General features: G+C 34.1%; 16 protein-coding genes. 1 reads left to right on the forward strand and 15 read right to left on the reverse strand.

The features are described 5' to 3' along the window. Nucleotides 1-26: 26 nt before the first annotated feature. The 11 genes from P6936_RS02895 to P6936_RS02945 form a co-directional block, all read right to left on the reverse strand. A complete protein-coding gene (locus P6936_RS02895) occupies nt 27-716 on the reverse strand; it encodes a ubiquinone/menaquinone biosynthesis methyltransferase (RefSeq protein WP_276880790.1) in 690 nt (229 codons plus the stop codon). Nucleotide 717: 1 nt separating this feature from the next. Continuing rightward, nucleotides 718-1,638 (reverse strand): prenyltransferase, encoded by a 921-nt coding sequence (locus P6936_RS02900; protein WP_276880791.1) that lies wholly within the window; start codon nt 1,636-1,638, stop codon nt 718-720. Continuing rightward, complete coding sequence (locus P6936_RS02905) at nt 1,638-2,630, reverse strand: polyprenyl synthetase family protein (protein ID WP_276880792.1); 993 nt, start codon at nt 2,628-2,630, stop codon at nt 1,638-1,640. Before P6936_RS02905 ends, P6936_RS02900 begins: the two co-directional genes overlap by 1 nt. 2 nt (nt 2,631-2,632) lie before the next feature. Then, nucleotides 2,633-4,792: an L-lactate dehydrogenase (quinone) large subunit LdhH gene (gene ldhH, locus P6936_RS02910; RefSeq protein ID WP_276880793.1), complete on the reverse strand. Its 2,160-nt coding sequence runs from the start codon at nt 4,790-4,792 to the stop codon at nt 2,633-2,635. Between the two features lie 31 nt (nt 4,793-4,823). Continuing rightward, nucleotides 4,824-5,372, reverse strand: coding sequence for a LutC/YkgG family protein (locus P6936_RS02915; protein ID WP_276880794.1), 549 nt, complete (start codon nt 5,370-5,372; stop codon nt 4,824-4,826). Between the two features lie 38 nt (nt 5,373-5,410). Continuing rightward, nucleotides 5,411-6,577, reverse strand: coding sequence for an ArsA family ATPase (locus P6936_RS02920; protein ID WP_276880795.1), 1,167 nt, complete (start codon nt 6,575-6,577; stop codon nt 5,411-5,413). Continuing rightward, nucleotides 6,558-7,751: an ArsA family ATPase gene (locus P6936_RS02925; protein WP_276880796.1), complete on the reverse strand. Its 1,194-nt coding sequence runs from the start codon at nt 7,749-7,751 to the stop codon at nt 6,558-6,560. The genes P6936_RS02920 and P6936_RS02925 overlap by 20 nt, the downstream gene beginning before the upstream one ends. 21 nt (nt 7,752-7,772) lie before the next feature. Beyond that, nucleotides 7,773-8,516, reverse strand: a complete 744-nt coding sequence (locus P6936_RS02930; protein ID WP_004837189.1) for an LrgB family protein — start codon at nt 8,514-8,516, stop codon at nt 7,773-7,775. A gap of 1 nt (nt 8,517) precedes the next feature. Further along, complete coding sequence (locus P6936_RS02935; protein ID WP_004837188.1) at nt 8,518-8,865, reverse strand: CidA/LrgA family protein; 348 nt, start codon at nt 8,863-8,865, stop codon at nt 8,518-8,520. A 498-nt stretch (nt 8,866-9,363) separates the two neighbouring features. Next, nucleotides 9,364-10,287, reverse strand: a complete 924-nt coding sequence (locus P6936_RS02940) for a P1 family peptidase (protein WP_060929322.1) — start codon at nt 10,285-10,287, stop codon at nt 9,364-9,366. Then, nucleotides 10,287-10,973, reverse strand: coding sequence for a hypothetical protein (locus tag P6936_RS02945; RefSeq protein ID WP_060929321.1), 687 nt, complete (start codon nt 10,971-10,973; stop codon nt 10,287-10,289). The genes P6936_RS02940 and P6936_RS02945 overlap by 1 nt, the downstream gene beginning before the upstream one ends. A 342-nt stretch (nt 10,974-11,315) precedes the next feature. On the opposite strand from P6936_RS02945, the gene P6936_RS02950 reads away from it, so the two are divergent. After that, nucleotides 11,316-12,413 (forward strand): sortase, encoded by a 1,098-nt coding sequence (locus P6936_RS02950; protein WP_276880797.1) that lies wholly within the window; start codon nt 11,316-11,318, stop codon nt 12,411-12,413. 304 nt (nt 12,414-12,717) lie between these two features. Here the strand turns inward: P6936_RS02950 and P6936_RS02955 are convergent, their stop codons facing one another. The 4 genes from P6936_RS02955 to pflB form a co-directional block, all read right to left on the reverse strand. Continuing rightward, nucleotides 12,718-13,956, reverse strand: coding sequence for a YkvI family membrane protein (locus P6936_RS02955; RefSeq protein WP_276880798.1), 1,239 nt, complete (start codon nt 13,954-13,956; stop codon nt 12,718-12,720). Between the two features lie 178 nt (nt 13,957-14,134). After that, nucleotides 14,135-14,809, reverse strand: a complete 675-nt coding sequence (locus P6936_RS02960) for a Crp/Fnr family transcriptional regulator (protein ID WP_004837183.1) — start codon at nt 14,807-14,809, stop codon at nt 14,135-14,137. Nucleotides 14,810-14,818: 9 nt separating this feature from the next. Beyond that, on the reverse strand, nt 14,819-15,538 hold the full coding sequence (pflA, locus tag P6936_RS02965) for a pyruvate formate-lyase-activating protein (RefSeq protein ID WP_004837182.1): 720 nt from the start codon (nt 15,536-15,538) through the stop codon (nt 14,819-14,821). A 12-nt stretch (nt 15,539-15,550) separates the two neighbouring features. Continuing rightward, nucleotides 15,551-17,797 (reverse strand): formate C-acetyltransferase, encoded by a 2,247-nt coding sequence (pflB, locus tag P6936_RS02970; RefSeq protein WP_276861605.1) that lies wholly within the window; start codon nt 17,795-17,797, stop codon nt 15,551-15,553. Between the last annotated feature and the right edge of the window lie 266 nt (nt 17,798-18,063).

Consider the following 18,063-nt stretch of genomic DNA (forward strand, 5'->3'; position numbering starts at 1 on the left):
TTTTCCCCCATGTGTTTATTTTTAGTCTATAATTTCTGTCCTTTTACTATAACACAAGCGCCAAATAACATCTTTTTTGTTCTTATATTTTTAACACCAAAACTATCAAGTATATCCATAAGCTCCCTAGGACTAATAAAATTCTTGGTTGACTCATATAACCAGCTATAATCTTTATATCGTCGCATACCCCCACCTAAGATGGGCATTAGGTATTTGAAAAAGACCTTGTAGAATGGCTTTATCAACTTATTTTCTACGAGAAAGGAATCCATAATATATATATAAGAATTATTTTTAAGGACCCTCAACATCTCGCTTATTACTTTTTTGTAGTCATCTGTATTTCTAAGGCCAAAAGATATACAAACCCCATCAAAAGATTCATCAGCAAAGGCTAGATTTTTGGCATCACCCCTTACAAAGGAAAGATTTGTAAGTGAGCCTTTTTTATTTTCGGCAATTTTTAACATATTTTCCGAAAAGTCTAAGCCGACTATCTCTGCATGAGAATTTTTCGCAAGGCCTATAGAAATATCCCCAGTTCCACAACATATATCTAGTAGACTCAAGTTTGCTTTGGGATTTTCTAGTATCAGTTTAACCAGTTCTTCTTTCCACTTTTTCTGTAAACCTAAACTAATCCTATCGTTAGCATCGTCATAAAATGGCGATATTCTTTGAAATATATCATGAACCTTTTTGCTTTTATCCATCCTAAGCTCCGAATAAACTTATTAATATACCAGTCAAATAGACTCCATTTATCAAAACATTAGCCTTAACAATACTTATCATCTGCCCAATCCTAACTTCTGGAAGAAGACTTGCTGTAAAAACATTTCTTATCAATCTTAGCCTCAAGATCAAGAAGACACTGTTTAGTGCAAGTATTGGAAGTCCTGCCAAATAATATGTTAGACTTAATTGACTTATTAGCCAGAGAAGAATAGATATTTTATACAAAACTTTTACCCTTTGTCTACCCATCACAACTGCCAGAGTGTATCTTTTTGCTCTCCTGTCCTTTTCTATATCACTAGCATTATTGCTCATCATGATAAGAGCAATACCTAGCATAAAGGGAAGGCTAGCTAATAGAATCTTTCCATCAAAGCTATTGCTTACTGCACTGAATACTCCAAGTGGTATCAGACCACCCATTACAAAGCCACTTACTAATTCTCCAATTGGTAAGTATGAAATTGGTAAAGGCCCCTTGGAATAAAGAAAAACTGTAAGTAAGCCTATACAAGCTATGACAAGGCTTGGAAAATTCATCCTATCAAGGCCCAAAAATCCAAGGCCGATTCCTATTAGTAGAAAAATTATAGCTAAATTTTCTACACTCTTAGGTCTAATGTTAAAATAAAACATAACATTATCGTCTTCTTCTAAATTATCATCCAAGCCATCAACCCCATTAACAAAGTCGCTATAGTCATTTATGGTATTTACAGCTGCCTGGAAAAATACACAAGCCATTATAAGAGCCAAGGCCCTAGCTATACTTAGGCTATAGCCTAGTTTAAGGCTTAATAATATGCCAAAGATTGCCGGTATTATTGAAGCTACAAAAGTCCTAGGATTAGCAAAATTTATTATGTTTTTTACTGTCATTCTTTGATAGGCTTGCATCAGAATTTCTCAACTTTTTCTAAAATCTTATATATGTAGGTACTTCTACCAGAATCTAAGCTTTTTAGGATGAATCTGTTTTCATCTGCAAGTTTTTTAATCATCATTGAACTTAGAAAATCCGCCCTAGCCTTTTTAAGTAAGTCCCTTAGGATAAGGAAGTCTTTTTCATCTAGAGAAGTTTGTCTATTTTTCATCAATATATCATATATATCCTTGCCATATTCTTCATCTTGTAGAGCAAGAATTATTGGATAGGTATATATACCCTCCCTAAGATCTGAAAATTCTTCCTTACCTGTTAGGGCTTTTTCAGAAAATAAATCCAGCAAATCATCTTTTAGCTGAAACATTAGGCCGAGATTTTGTCCGAATCTTACCATTTTTTCTGTATCTTTCCTATCAAAGCCACAATTTTTGGAGCCAAAATAACAAACAGTCTTAAAAAATGAAGCAGTCTTACCGGAAATATTTTCAAAATATTCATCAGTACTTACATTTATCTTGTACTTATTTAGATTTTGTCCAACTTCTCCGTTGCACATATCCCTAATAGTGTCGGCTATTACGGAAATCTCTTCGACATAGCCTTTTTTTGCTAGATAACTAAAAACTTTAGCTATCATATAATCTCCAGCAAATACAGCTACATCCTTGCCGTATTTTGCTTGAGTTGATTTGTGAGATCTCCTTAATGTAGAATCGTCTATAATATCATCGTGAATTAGCGATGCTAGATGAGTTATCTCTACTGCCGCACATTGGGAAATAATCTTATCACTTATTTCTTCTTCTCCCATAAGACTGATACAAATAAGCAGCTTTGTCCTAATCATCTTTCCAGAAGATCTCAAGGCATCTTTGATAATGTCATACAGATTTTGGCTAGACTTATAATCTCCCAAAATATTTTTTATTTCTTGATGGATTTCAATGACTAGGTCTTCTATAAGATTTTCTTTGGATAAAACATCACTTATTTGCAAGTTCATTTTTAGATGAGTCCTCTCTTTTCAGATATAATTTCTGAAGTGTGTTTAACCTTAATATCTAAGCCTTCTGCCTCAAGACCGCCCCTAATTTGCATCATACAACCAGGACAATCCACAGCTACAACATCTGCTCCAGATTTTTTAATGTTTTCAATTTTGTTCTTTAGGATTTTTGAAGAAATATCTGGATATAAAACATTGTAAGACCCTGCGAATCCACAGCAGTTGTCGCTATCTTCCATTTCTACAAATTCTACACCGTCGGTATTCTTTAGTAGATCTCTTGGTTGTTCAAATACTCCCAAGGTTCTCTTTAAGTGGCAAGAATCATGATAGGTTACCTTGATATTTTTGCCATCTCCATGATTTTCGCTATCGTCTATTTCGTGGAATAGCTTACAGAAATCTACACACTTAGATCCCAAGATTTCTGCTCTCTTGTACATCTCGCTACCTTCTTCGAAGAAAGTCTTGTAAGATTGAAGTTGGTGGGTACATGATGGACAAGCAAGAAGGATGTAATCATATTTTTCTGCATCCATAGCCTTGATGTTAATTTCAGCTTCTTTTCTAGCATTTTCCACATCACCCATATTGCTTGCAGGACATCCGCAGCAAGCTTGACCTTGTGGGAATTCAACCTTATAGCCAATTGAGTTCATATTCTTAACTAGTGATTTGGCAGTATCGACATACACAAAGTCTAGTAAACAACCTGCAAATAAGGCAACTGTTCCCTTAGGATTTTTGACATCTTGTTCGATAAGATCAAAGATATCTCTTAATGGAACTTTTGCAATACTTGGTAGGACCTTTCCTCCAGTCATGCCTGAAACAAAATCAGGTAAGTGCCTAATCATAGTTCCACCCTTGCTAAATGGTTCTTGAGCTATTGAAGCAATCCTTAGTAGTGAGTGGAAGAGTTTCCTATCTGTAACAGCATCTAGGGCGAATTTCTTGATAGGATTTGGATTATTCTTTACATTTTCTTCTCTTATTCCCATTATCATTTGGGCAATTGGAAGACCACCACCGCAAACTTCATTACATCTACCACATTGGAGACATACACTTTCGATTTCACTTGCTCTATTTTCATCTATTAGGAAGTGGGTTAGTAGGGTACCAATTCCTCCAGTATAGACATTAGAACCATAAACGTGACCACCAACTAGGGCAAAAGCTGGACAAATGTCTAGACAAGCACCACATCTGATGCAGTTAAAGATTTCTCTATATTCTTCTTCAGCTAAAATTTCTCTTCTTCCTGGATCATCTAATATTAGACAATAAAATCCCTTATCTTCTTTAGTGTCATTTTCTTTATCTGTAACAACTTCACAAGCACCTGTGTACATAGATAAGTAAGAAGTTATTCTTTGTGCAGTACCATTACGTGGCAAAGCCTTGAAAATCCATCTAGCATCTGATATAGAATTTACGAATTTTTCAATACCAAAGATATATAGATGATTTTTAGGTAGGGTTCCAACCATCCTACCATTACCTTCATTTGTCATTGTAAAGACTGTTCCTGTTTCAGCTACAGCAACATTTGCTCCTGAAACACCCAAGTCAGCGTTAATGAATTTATCTCTCATAACCTTTCTTGCTGTCTTTACTTCTTCAGATATTATTGGCTCGTGGTTGGTCTTTGTATAATCTGAAAATAAATCTGCTACTTGTTCCTTATTTAAGTGAAGAGCAGGCATTACCATATGTACTGGTGTATTATGTTCTAGGGAAATGATAAATTCTCCAAGGTCAGTTTCTTGACACTCTACTCCATTTTCAGCAAGAATGTGATTAAAATGTATCTCTTCTGAGCACATTGATTTAGATTTTACTGCTGACTTAATATTTTTTTCTTTAATGAAGTTTTTAACCCAATCAGCTGCTTCTTCCTTGCTCTTAACTACAACAACATGTCCGCCTCTTTTTTCGCAATTTTTAGTAAACTCTGCGATCATTTGATCAACATGTTCAGCAGCATAAGATTTTACCTTCTTAATAGTTTGTTGAGTATTCTTAAAATCAACTCCAGCATAAGAATTTAGTCTTCTTTGTGGATATGTTTTACAGAAATTTCCTAAAGTTCTACCCAAGGTCGCATTATCTAACGCATCCTTTATCTCGTCTTTTAAACTTACACTATCAACCATATTTTTCTCCTCATAAATTTAGATCTTTAAACTATAAGTCTGTAACTATAACTACGCTCATTTGTAAAGGTCCATGAACACCAACAGTACCAACACATTCAATATCTGCTGTTCTAGAAGGTCCTGTTATAAAACCGACATATTTAGGAAATGGTTTAAGCTCAGCAAGTTTGTCAAACATATCATCGTATGTTTCCACAATTGTTGATCCATTAACTATGCCTATATAATATTCTGGCATAATAGCCATCACTCTATTATCTATATCATCACTGGCTTGAATTAAAGAACCAAGTTCAGCTATACCATAAGCAACTTCTGTTATCCCACCCTTGTCGGTTTCGTTATTTAATCTGATATGATCACTATGTACTTGGATACCATTATCCATAAGTGCCTTACTTAAACCTGCTTTTTTAGCTAGGTCTGTTTCAAGCATACAAGTTGAATCAATGCCATTATCCTTATAAATCTTTACAATGGTTTCTGCCAAATTGGCTATATCTGTCTTATAGCAAGTACCATTGACAGCCTCTAGGTTTTTGGCAAAAGTATCAAATAATTCCAATCTACTCTCCATTATTTAAAACCTCTCAATATTAGAATTTTTTTACAATTTCAGTCATAATCCATTACAATTCTCAACTTATTATCTTTCAGTGAAAATGAACTTACTTTCCTGGAAGACACACTATCTGGCAATTTAAATCTCCTTTTGAAATTTAGATATGAAATTTCCAAATCATTTCCTATCTTTTCTACAATCACCTCCTTATCACTCGCATCTTTAATTTCTATAGAAATTATTTTGCTAGCTTTCTCTTGTATAATCTCAAAAGCCTCGTAATCTACAAAAACATCTTCTAGCTTATAGTTAGCAAATACCTTATCGTGTAGAATATTTAAGGCTTTTATGCCAATCACTTCATCATCTTGTAAAGAAAGTTTAATTATTTCCTTATCAAAGAAATAATCTTCGATTCTCTTTATATTTTCTCTTTCTTCATCTAACAAATTAGCATAGCTTGTATTCTTGAGCTGGTCAGGAAAAATCATATTAATAAATACTAAATCCGTAGTAAAACCATAAAGATTAGCTAGGCTATAAGTTCTAAAGGCTTCATTGGCTATAACCCTATTCGCCTTACTTACAAGCCTTATACTTGTAATCTTCTTATCTCTAAGAATCTCTTCAAGCTCGTATAAATCGTTAGACAATTTTATAAACTCATCAAAGACTATGTCCTTGGGTTTTTTAACTTCTGTTTTTTTCTCAATAAAGCCCCCAAAAATATTGTTGAATCGCTTTAAGGTCGGTAGAAGATTATCAGCTAAGTTCTTTAGCTTTTCCCCAGTTGATAAAAACGATATAGTTTCTCCACTAGGTCCACAATCAACTACTAGGGCTTCATATTTTCCTTCTTTATAAATTTCTAAAATCTTTAGCAGGCAAAAAATATCATCTAGACCTGGCATAAGTAAGAGTTCATCAGTCTGAACATCATCCATTGCATTATTCTTAATAATTTCTCTTAAATAAGAATTTAACTTACCCCAAGCCTTCTTGCCCTCAACTAAAGGATTTATTTCTAGTGCATACAAATTTTCATCTATTAGTCTTGCTTCGTTTGATAAAGGTTTTTCAAATAAATCACTAAGGCTATGAGCTGTATCACTACTAACAACAAGAGTTTTTAATCTCTTTGAGATATTTATGGCTGTAAGAGCAGATAGGGTAGTTTTACCGACACCGCCTTTGCCTGTATTAATTATAATTCTCATCATTTTGCCCTGGATCCTCCTTATCCAAATAAATCATAAGCTTAGAAGCTTCTATATGATAATTAGATAGAGTTGAATCTTTTAGGATATTAGGAAGACTTATAATTCTTCTTACATCCTTTATCCTAATATTTAAGTCAAGACCATTCTTTAAAACTTCAACATCATCCACATCACCGACATCGATGTTGATTAGATAAGTAGCTTTTTTCTTTTCAATAATATATGTATCTGGCATAGACTTAATTTCTATAAGTTTATCATTATTTTCTATTTTCATAGCGAATTTTTCTAAATCATGAAGATTTCTCATATCCTCTTTCATCAGGTTGATTTTAAAAATAGGAACATCGTAGAAAATTTTATCAATAAGATCAAGATTTTTATTTTGAATCTCTAATCTTTTTTTAATAAATTCACTTCCATCATCCTCATAGAGTCTATTTACGAAAAATCCATCAACATTGTAATCAAAAAGCCTTAGATATGATAAATCTCTCTTGCTTTCTTCTATAACCATTTTTTCGGCAAGACCTACTAGCCTAATGGTCGAAATATTTGGATCCTTTAAGATATTAACTAACTTTAGCAATCTTTTATAAATAACTTCTAACTGGCCTAAAGAATCTTCACTAGGTAAATCAATCTTATACTTATATTTTGAAATAGGCCTTAGGCCCCTTATGACCTTCTTGCCAACTCCAAAAAATTTCTCCAAATACCAAGAAAGCATCTCAGGAAATTTCAAATAAGCAAAAGTAGAAGCAGAAGCTGGACAATCGACTATAATATTTTCATAATCGTAGTTCTCATAGATGGCTAAAATCTCAAGTAAGGTTAAAATATTAACAATGAAGGGCATATCAAAACTCGAACTATATTGTAAGCCTGCTATATCAGCCCTATTAAAGCCATCTGCTAAGTTAGTCTTAATCTTAGGAAACTTTTCCTTTAATATTTTAGAACTATCTAGTTCTATGGCAGTTAAATTGTCTTTAATTTGCTTAAAATCTCCAGCTATTTTGATATCGAATACATCAGATAAACTGTGAGCTGTATCTATACTTATCAAAATAGTTTTGATATTACTTCCTGCGGAAATGAGTGAAGTGGCACTAGCTATGCTAGTTTTGCCAACTCCCCCCTTTCCTGTGTACATGAATATTTTTTTAGGCATTTAATTCACTTACTTACAGTTTTATCCAATAAATAGCATTACAAAGATAGGCATCAAGATTACTGTACAAATACCAGCTATAGCGATAGATAAACCACTCATAGCTCCTTGAACTTCACCCATCTCTATGGCTTTTGATGTTCCCATAGCGTGGCTTGATGTACCAATTCCAACACCCATAGCAACAGCATCTTTTACTTTCATTATTTTCATAACGGTAGGTGCAAAGATTGCTCCAACAGTACCTCTTAGGATAACTGTTATTGTTGTTATTGCCGCATAGGTCTTGATTGTTACATCATCTGTTATAAACTTACCTACATATTCTTCTGTTAGAGACTTGGCAATTGGTGTTGTTACTGATTGTGGCATCATAGCAAGAGTAAGCTCCTTATCAAAACTAAATACTTTTGATAAGAGATAAGCTGAAATTATAGCTACTATTGATCCTACAATAACTCCTATCAGGATTGGTAGAAGATTAGCCTTTAATCTGTCTATATTTTTATATAAACTTACTACCAAGGCAACTGTTGTAGGTGCTATTAAAAATGATATGTATTTACCACCCTTGTTGAAATTGTCATAGCTTATGCCTGTCAATTTCAAAAATGCTATAGAAAAAACTATGGCTAGTAGAAGGGGATTTAGAATGGCAATTTTTGTTTTTTTGTTAATTATCATGCCAATTCTAAACATTACTATACTGAGGATTATCCCAAAGAAATCATTGTCCGCTAAATATGTATTTAAAATCTCACTCATCTTATTTCCTCGCTTTTTGTACTAATTCAACAACCTTAGCTGTTACTGCCATTGTTATTAGGCATGATATTGTCATTACTATCAAGATTTTTATAGCATTGTCTTTTATAACATCAAATTGAACCATTAGACCAACTCCAAGTGGGGTGAAGGTAAAGGCTAGGATTGATGTCAAAAAGCTAGATGTAGATTGAATATCATCCAATTTAACAAGCTTACTTACTAGGGCTATGAATAAGAAAATCATACCAAAAACTGGTTCAGGAATTGGAAGGCCAGTAACTTTTTTTGCTATAAAGCCTAGCAATAAGAAAAACAACAAGTAACAAAATTCTTTCAAATATTTCATATAAACTCCTCTTATATTTAATTAGTAACAAATTTGCTCAATTATTGATAAACAGCCGACATAAATTATTTCCTTCTTACCTCCTTTCGATATTTCTTTAAAGTTTACTCTAAAGAATCAGCCGCAAGTCTAGTGATAACGTTTATCAATTGAAGTCAGAACTCAAAGCCCTAACAAGAAAACAATACAAAAGATGAAATTGATACAAGCTATAACCTTTCTATTCTTCCTTCATAATCCTTGCTAATACGCCAAAATATCGACTTTAATCATTTACTTTTATCACTAATTATTTCCTACATTAAGCTAAGAGATTTATTGGGTTTATTATAGCATGTTTCAAAATAAAAGAAAAGGTTTTTTTATGAAAATCTAAGTTTGTTTTTGTCATAAATCATAAGTTTTGATAAAGTATTTGACAATTTTTGTAATAAAAAAGCCTATCTTATTTAATTAAGATAAGGCTTTTATGGTAGTTTTGCTCAATTTTATGAAAAATTATTTTTTAGAAAAATAAATTGCATTAGCTATAGCCATGCTCATGACATCCGCAGCCATAGCTCCTACTAAATTTATATCTGCTTTGATTTTGTTGGTGGCTAGACTAAAGATAGTATCGCCATCCATTAGGGTGTGGACAGGATTAATACTTCTAGCATAACCATCGTGGGCCATGCCTGCTATTTTGGTTAGCTCTGTCTTATTAAAGCTTGCATTTGTTGCAACTATACCTATTGTAGTATTGGTTGGCTTGACATCCTTAAAGGAAGCTAGAATTTTATCTATAAAATCCATAGTCCTTAGCATTTTCCCATCGACCATTGGACCTGCCAGCTGAATTTGTTTGCCGTAGTCGAAAACATCTCCTAGGGCATTTACTGCGACCATGGCAGATACTACTAAGTCTCCCCTTCTTATTGATGCTTGACCTAGACCGGACTTTACTAAATGATCTGCACCTAGGCCCTTAGCAACTGTCGCTCCTGTTCCTGCTCCTATAATGCCCTGGCTTTTATCTTCATAACTTGCATTTTTGTAGGCTTTTTCTGTCATAGCTTCATTAGGTCTAGCATGAGGGTTCTTGTAGGCAAGGTCGAATAAGACCGCCTGGCAAACTATAGGAACTATGCCAACTCCGACATCAAAGCCTAGACCATCTTTTTCTAAGAGTTTCATGAGAACTGATCCTGCTTCAAGGCCATAGGCAGACCCACCAGAAAGGATAAGGCCATTTACTTCTGAAACTTGATTTAGGGGATTTAGTAGGGCAATTTCACGACTTCCAGGTGCTCCACCCCTTACATCGACCCCACAAGTATTGCCCTTATCAGGAAGAACTATGGATAGACCACATCCCCCTTCCATATCCTGGGCATGACCTAGCCTAAGCCCTCCTACATCTGTCAAATATCCGTCATACATCAGTGGATATCCTCATTTCTGTAAGTATCCATCATAGAAGCAAATACTTCTGCACTTGATGGTGGTGTATAGGAAATTGCATTGGCTCCGGCTTCTATTGTTTTAAGTATTTGTTCGCCATTCTTTCCACCTGTTGCAATAATCGGAAATTCATCGCCTATATTTCTTCTGATCTCTCTAACTAAGTCAGCTGTGTATTTGCCACCAGATACATTTAAAATTTCTGCACCAGCTTCAATTTTGCCCATATAGTCATTCTCAAAGCTAACTACTGATGCGATAACTGGAATGTCTATAAAATCCGAAATAGATTTGATATCCTCATTAGGGATTGGTGAATTAACTACAACCCCGTAGGCTCCTGCAAGCTCTGCTTCAATTGCTATGTATTTTGATCTTAGGCCCTTGGTTGTTCCACCACCGACACCAATAAAGCATGGAACGTTAGAAACGTCAAGGATTGCTTGAGAAATTGAATTTTGAGGTGTGTATGGGTAGACAGCCATAATAGAATCTGCATTAGAATTTCTAATTATAGCCAAATCTGTCGTAAATAGTAAGGACTTGATTCTTTTTTCAAAAATCATGATGCCACTTGCCTTATATATTTCCTTGGGAACTGTTATAAATGATTTTCTAAGTTTGGAATGGACTTGAGGTATATATTTTTCCTTCTTCTCGCTCATCTTTCCCTTCTTTCTATTTTAAAATATAAATCTTTCAAATAATATTCTACAATTATAATGGATTTTTACAATATAATGGAGTTAAGAAGACTGGCTTAAAGCTTTTAGCTTTATAGAAGTAATTTTTATTTTTAAATATTATAGATTTATATTTTTCTATATAAACTATCTTAAAAAAAAGTAGGCTGAAAAAGATTATCATTATTGACAAAGTCTTGATTTTTTATTATACTAAACTTAACTTATGTAGGGCTAGTGGGCAATATGTGTCATTTTATTTTTAGTTTTCTTAAAATAAATATAAAAACTTTTGTCCCAAGCCTACTTAGTAAAGGAGGAAATATGAAAATAAGTAAAAAAGTTAGCTTATCCCTAGCCTTATTGTTGGCTGTTAATTTCATGAGTTTAAGTGCTCCAACAAGTAAGGCAGATGAATCTATTAATATAGATGAAATAGAAAAAGTCCTAGATGAAATTGACAAGGACAAGGTCGATGAGAATAAAGCTCCTCAAGCTGACCCAAGCGAAAGTACCGAAAAGACTTCTTCAGCAAAGGATACTGTGGCTGATGAAAAAGTAAAAAAAGCCAAAGAAGAACTCAAGGCCTACCTTGATGGTTTGGATGAGGCTGCTATTGACAATCCTTCTATAAAGTTTGAAGGAGATAGCAGACAAGAGCTTAAAGACGCTGTTAAGAGAGCAAGGGACTTGCTTGAAGATAAAAATATTGATCAAGCAAAGCTTAGTGAAATGGAAAAAATTCCTTTCAAGAAAGTAAATGGAAAGAAACAAGGACTTCTCAGAAAATTTGCCCACAAGGCCTTGGTTGACTTTGAAGTTCTTGGTCAAAGAACAAAGACAAATCCACACAACAATAAGAATTATTCATCACTAAATGATAATAAAATATTTATTAAATCTAGCCTAAAGGGACTAAAGAAAGCTAGTGAAAATAAAAATCAATTTATCAAACTAAATTATGTTACTGATGAAGATTACAAGGCTGTCAAGGTAGATGGAGTTAGCTCTTCTACACCAAAATACAATAAACAAGAACTTCCTGAAGCTGATTATAAGCTTACAGAAGTTGATGGTGGATATGTAGTAGAAATCCTACATATGCCTGAAAATACAAAGTTTATTAAGCCTATAGTCCTCAAAAAACTTGCTGATGGAACATTTTTTGAAAATGGTGATCTAGTTTTTGCTATAAATGATAGTCCAAAGCAAGAAGAAAAGGCTGAAAATAAGGATAAGTCAACTGCTAAGGATAAAAAAGAAGAAAAGAAAGAACAAAAGAAGGAAGAAAAGAAAGAACAAAAGAAGGAAGATAAAAAAGCAGCTCCTAATTCTAAAACAGGTGTTGAATCTTCACTAGGACTTGTTTCCACTTTCTTCGCAAGCTCTTTAGCCTTCCTTGCTACAAAAAGAAAAAAATAATTCACACTTCTTTAATTGATAAATCAAGCTATAAGAATTGTGACCTAAATCAAAGCTCAAAAATTATAGAATGTAAATCTTGTGGTGGGGTCAATGAAGTTAAGGATGATAAATACATCTGTCAATTTTGTGGCTATCCCCTTAAATAATAAATTTAGCCCCTCTAGCAAAATCCATGCTAAGAGGGGCTATTATTTTTAACTTATTCTTATAAAAGCTAGGCTTTCTATAGGCTAGGTCTTAATTTAGCCGAATTTTCTTTATCATAGTAAAAATCCATAAGATAGAATAAGACAATACCTAGCTACTTTTCTTCTTCTATTTTTTCCATAACAGCTTCTTTGGATTTTTCTATCAAATCTTTGTTATCTATATGCGATCTTTCAATTAATTTTTTTAATTTATCCTTATCTTCCCTACTATATTCCATAGAATCATCTAGTTTTTTTCTCATATAATGATTTATGGCAAATCTTCTTACATTCTCATATTTAATAGAAGTCCTCTCCCTATAATAGGCATAGACAAGTACAATTAACATAATCATTCCTGCATAGCCTATCAGAGGATAAAATATAGAAACAAGCTTTTTAAAGCCTCCAAAGCTTAAAATATAGCCAGACAAGCTAATTCCTATAAGTAAAACCTTAAACTTCTTCTCATCTCCTCCAGCAAATCTACGTGCCAAGGCATAGAAGAGTGAAATTCCTGTATTAAAAATCATGCCGAAAATCACAAGAGCCATAAGAAAGCCAAGGACTGGACTAAGATCTTCTATTATATAAAGCATAGGTATATCCAAAGATTTTACTTCATCAACCCTTATAAAAAGTGTAAGAACTATTAGGATTCCCAAAATTCCTACCAAAAGACCACCAAGGAGGCCTCCAATTCCTGCCATAGCTGTGTTAAGCTCATCGCCACCCAAAACTAGGGCCATGGAAACAGCTGTCATGATACACATACCAAAATAGTTGATTACAGTCAAACTTAGGCTATCGAAATTGCTGGGCAAGGATTTAGCTATTTGATTTAGACTCTGCCAATCGACCTTGTAGTTGGTAAAGGTATAAATACTTGCAAGCAAGGTAAAAATAACAATAAGGGGTGTAAAAGATCCTATCACCTTACTAACCTTGTTAAAATCGAGCATGCCGACTCCGATGATTAGGCCTGTACAAATCACAGCCCCCAACCACCTAGGAGCACCAAAGGCTTGATTAAGATTAGAACCTGCTCCTGCTATCATTACAAAGCCTATGATAAAGCAAGTTAATATCAAAGATATGTCCATAAATTTACTTATAAATTTATTAGTTATTTCATCAAATACTTCCGAGTGGTCGCCCGCTAGATAGTGGCTACCTAGTTGTAAAAGTATACCTCCTATTAACATATGAAGGATAGCGACAATTGTTATGCCAACTATTCCTGATATGCCAAGAGAGACGAAATATTGCATAAGTTCTTGACCTGATGCAAGACCGGCTCCCGTAAGTACGCCCACATAGGCAAGCATTATAGTAATTATTTTTTTATTCATAATTCCTCCGTTTTACCATAATACTTGTTTCAAATTTATTTTCAAACATAACTATTCTTATAGATTTATTTATTTTTAATAACATATAAAAAAAGAAGCTATTGTCTATGGATGATTTTTCATCGTCCCTAGAAAATTTTCTAAGAATGAAATGCTAATCCATAAGTTCAATAGCCTCTTAGTTGACAATTTTTCTCAAAGCTTCAATATTTTTTATAAGAATTTCTCCCTTTGCTAGTAACTTGATAAGACCCAAGTCCTCGAAGTAGGATAATTTTCTTGAAAGAGTTTCTCTTACAACGCCTGAATATGATCCAAGCTCTTCCCTATTTAGATAGCAGGTGATTATTTTTTCCTTACAACTTTTCCCATCATCTTCTGCAAGGTCGAGGAGGAGTTTTGCTACCTTCATATCCGCATTTAGACCAACTAGCCTATCTATAAGCTCCTCACTTCTTCTAATTCTTTTAAAAGACTGAGCCAAAATCTTGATTAGAATCTTGTTATTTTTTATCATGACATTAAAGAAATCTAATCTATGAATGTAAATAAGTTTACTTTTTGTAAGAGCCTTGGCCTCATATTGGTAGTTTTCGTTGGTTAAAAGATTATGAGCACCTACAAATTCTCCCTTGGAGTAGGTATAGAGAACTTGCTCTCTACCATCTGTCAGAAACATGGATATCTTTATGAAACCATCTACAATTATATACATATATTCAGCCAAATCGTTGTATCTGAATATTATAGTTCCCTTCTTGACTTCTTTTATTTCAACCTTATGGGTAAACTTATCTAAGTCCTCATCCGAGATATATTCTAACAGATCTATATTGTAAAATTCTTTTCTCATAGCCTCTCCTTAGCTAGATTTTAGCATAAAGTTGGCATAGTTTTCAAGCTCCTTGGCCTTTTGTTTATTCATCTGTGGCATATCTTTTAGGGGATAATCCCTATTTAGTTTTTTGTATTTTTCTACCCCTAGGGTGTGATATGGAAGTATCTCTATCTTGTCTATATTTTTCTTTAGGGGCTTAATAAATTCGACAAGCCTTTCCATATCTTCCCTTGTATCTGTAACTTGTGGCATCATAACATGTCTAATCCAAACCCTAGTATTGGTTTTTGATATTTGATACATGAATTTTACTAGAAGGTCTTGCTTAGCCTTTGTTATCCGCTCAAATTTTTCGGGGTCATAGTGTTTGATATCTAGGAGAAAAAGGTCTGCCTTCTGGGCAATCTCCTCGTAATATTTACTATCACCAATCCCAGATGTGTCAACCGTTACATGAATGTTTTCCTTATGAAGGGCATCTATTAGATCAACTAAAAACTTCCCATCATTCATCGGTTCACCACCAGAGATGGTAACCCCACCAGTATTTTTGTAATAGGGCTTCATCCTCTTTGCCCTATCTACAATTTCTTCTATTGTAATATCTCTTCCATAATTTGGGCTTTGAGTATCAGGATTATGGCAAAAAACACATCTAAGAGGACAACCAGACAGAAAAAACACAGTTCTTATCCCTGGTCCATCTACCAGTCCCATAGTTTCTATTGAGTGTAATTTTGCCATAATTTCTCCTATCTAAGCAAAGCTGTGGAAGGTTCTTTGAAGTACCTCTCTCTTTTGCTCATCACTTAATCTATTAAAGTGAACTGCATATCCAGAAACTCTTATTGTTAGGTTTGGATATTTGTCAGGATTGTGATAAGCATCTAATAGTTTTTCCCTTTGGAGGACATTTACGTTTAGGTGGAAGGCATCTTGACCGAAATATCCGTCCATAATATTTACTAAATTGTCTATTCTAACTTCATTTTCTTTTCCTAAGGCGTCTGGGACTATTGTAAAGGTATTTGATATACCATCTTCACATACACATTCGTAAGGAAGTTTGGCTACTGAGTTAAGAGAAGCTAGGGCTCCATTTTCATCTCTACCATGCATTGGGTTAGCTCCTGGTGCAAATGGTTCTCCTGCCATTCTTCCGTCAGGTGTTGTACCTGTCTTTTTACCATACATTACATTAGATGTAATAGTTAGGGCTGATAGGGTAATCTTTGCATTCTTGTAAGTCTTGTGTTTTTTAAGCTCATTTGAGAAGTAGCTTAGAATTTCTACTGCTATTTCATCAACCCTATCATCATCATTTCCATATTTAGGGAAATCACCTTCTCTTTCAAAATCAACAGCAATTCCTTCTTCGTTTCTAATTGGTCTAACTTTCGCATATTTGATTGCAGATAGGGAGTCTGCTGCTATTGAAAGTCCTGCAACTCCTGTTGCTAGATTTCTCTTTACATAGGTATCATGGAGGGCCATTTGACCTGCTTCATAAGCATACTTATCATGCATGAAGTGGATAACATTTAGGGTTTTGATGTAAAGGTCAGCTACTTTTGATAGGACCTTTTTGTAATTTGCCATTACCTTATCATAATCTAAAACTTCATCTTCAATTCTTTCTATTCCATCAAAGACTTTGATAGATGAGCCATCCTTTGCCTTCTTCTTTTCTTCAACTCCACCGTTTATTGCATAAAGAAGTGATTTAGCAAGATTTGTTCTAGCTCCGAAAAATTGCATTTCTTTTCCAACTTCCATAGCAGAAACACAACAAGCTATTGCGTAATCATCTCCATACATATTTCTCATCAAGTCATCATTTTCATATTGGATAGAATCTGTTTTGATTGATACCTTAGAACAGAACTTCTTCCAAGCTTCTGGAAGTTTGTCAGCCCATAATACTGTCATATTTGGTTCTGGAGCTGAACCTAGATTTATTAAAGTGTGAAGGAATCTGAAGGCAGTTTTTGTAACCAAGGTCCTTCCATCTAGTCCCATACCACCAATAGATTCTGTTACCCAAGTAGGATCGCCACCAAATACTTCATCATATTCTGGGGTACGCAAGTGTCTAACCAATCTTAGCTTTATAACAAGTTGGTCAATTAGCTCTTGAGCACCTAGCTCATCAAGTATTCCTTCATCCAAATCCCTTTGAATATAAATATCCAAAAAGCTTGTGTTCCTACCAAAGCTCATAGCTGCACCATTGTTTTCCTTAACTGCGGCAAGATAACCTAGGTATAAGAATTGAACTGCCTCTGTCGCATTAGTAGCAGGCTTTGAAATATCTATTCCGTACTTAGCCGCCATATTTTTAATTTTACCTAGGGCTCTTATTTGTTCACTAACTTCTTCCCTAAGTCTAATTGTTTTTTCAAGATTATCCTCATCAATTTCGATTTTATCGAGGTCTTTTTTCTTTTCCTCAACTAACCTATCTATACCATAAAGAGGGATTCTCCTATAATCACCGATTATCCTACCACGTCCATAGGCATCAGGTAAGCCTGTAAGAAGACCAACAGTTCTCGCTGTTCTCATATCTTTAGTATAGGCATCAAAAACTCCCTCGTTATGAGTTTTCCTAAATTCTTTGAAAGTCTTCTCCAAAGTAGGATCCATCTTTTGACCATAGGCTTCTAGTGATTGCTCAACCATCCTATAGCCACCATAAGGATTAACTATTCTTTTTAAAACTTCATCAGTTTGTAGACCAAAAATAACTTCATTGTCCTTATCAATGTAGCCAGCATCATAGCCGTCTATAGATGAAAACCTTGAGGTATCTGCATTTCTATAATTATCTATGATTTCCTTGTTGATTAATCCCTCAACTTCTCCCCATAGATTTTTAGTTTTCTCAGAAACTCCCTCTAAGAAAGAATCATCTCCCTCGTAAGGACTATAATTTGCTTGGATGAAATCACGAACATTGATTTCTTCTTTCCATTTACTACCTTTAAAAGCTCTATGTGTCATAAAATTCTCCTTTTATTTTCTATCTTGACTTCATTATAAGAGTAAAACACCCTTGTGTATGTGACCTATGTCACAAATGAAAATTTTTTTAGTTTTTTCATTTGCCTATTTTTTAATCCCTAAAAATTTCAAGATAAGTAAAGATTATTAGAAAATTTTTGGCTCTTTGTCAAATCGTGTTGGTAAATAAAAATCAACCAAATTATTAATCAGGTGATGTTGCAGAATAGGTAAATCTATTCTGCTCATCACTTTTTTTCTGGTAT

It is taken from the genome of Anaerococcus tetradius (genome assembly GCF_947087635.1).
GTDB classification, from domain to species: domain Bacteria; phylum Bacillota; class Clostridia; order Tissierellales; family Peptoniphilaceae; genus Anaerococcus; species Anaerococcus tetradius.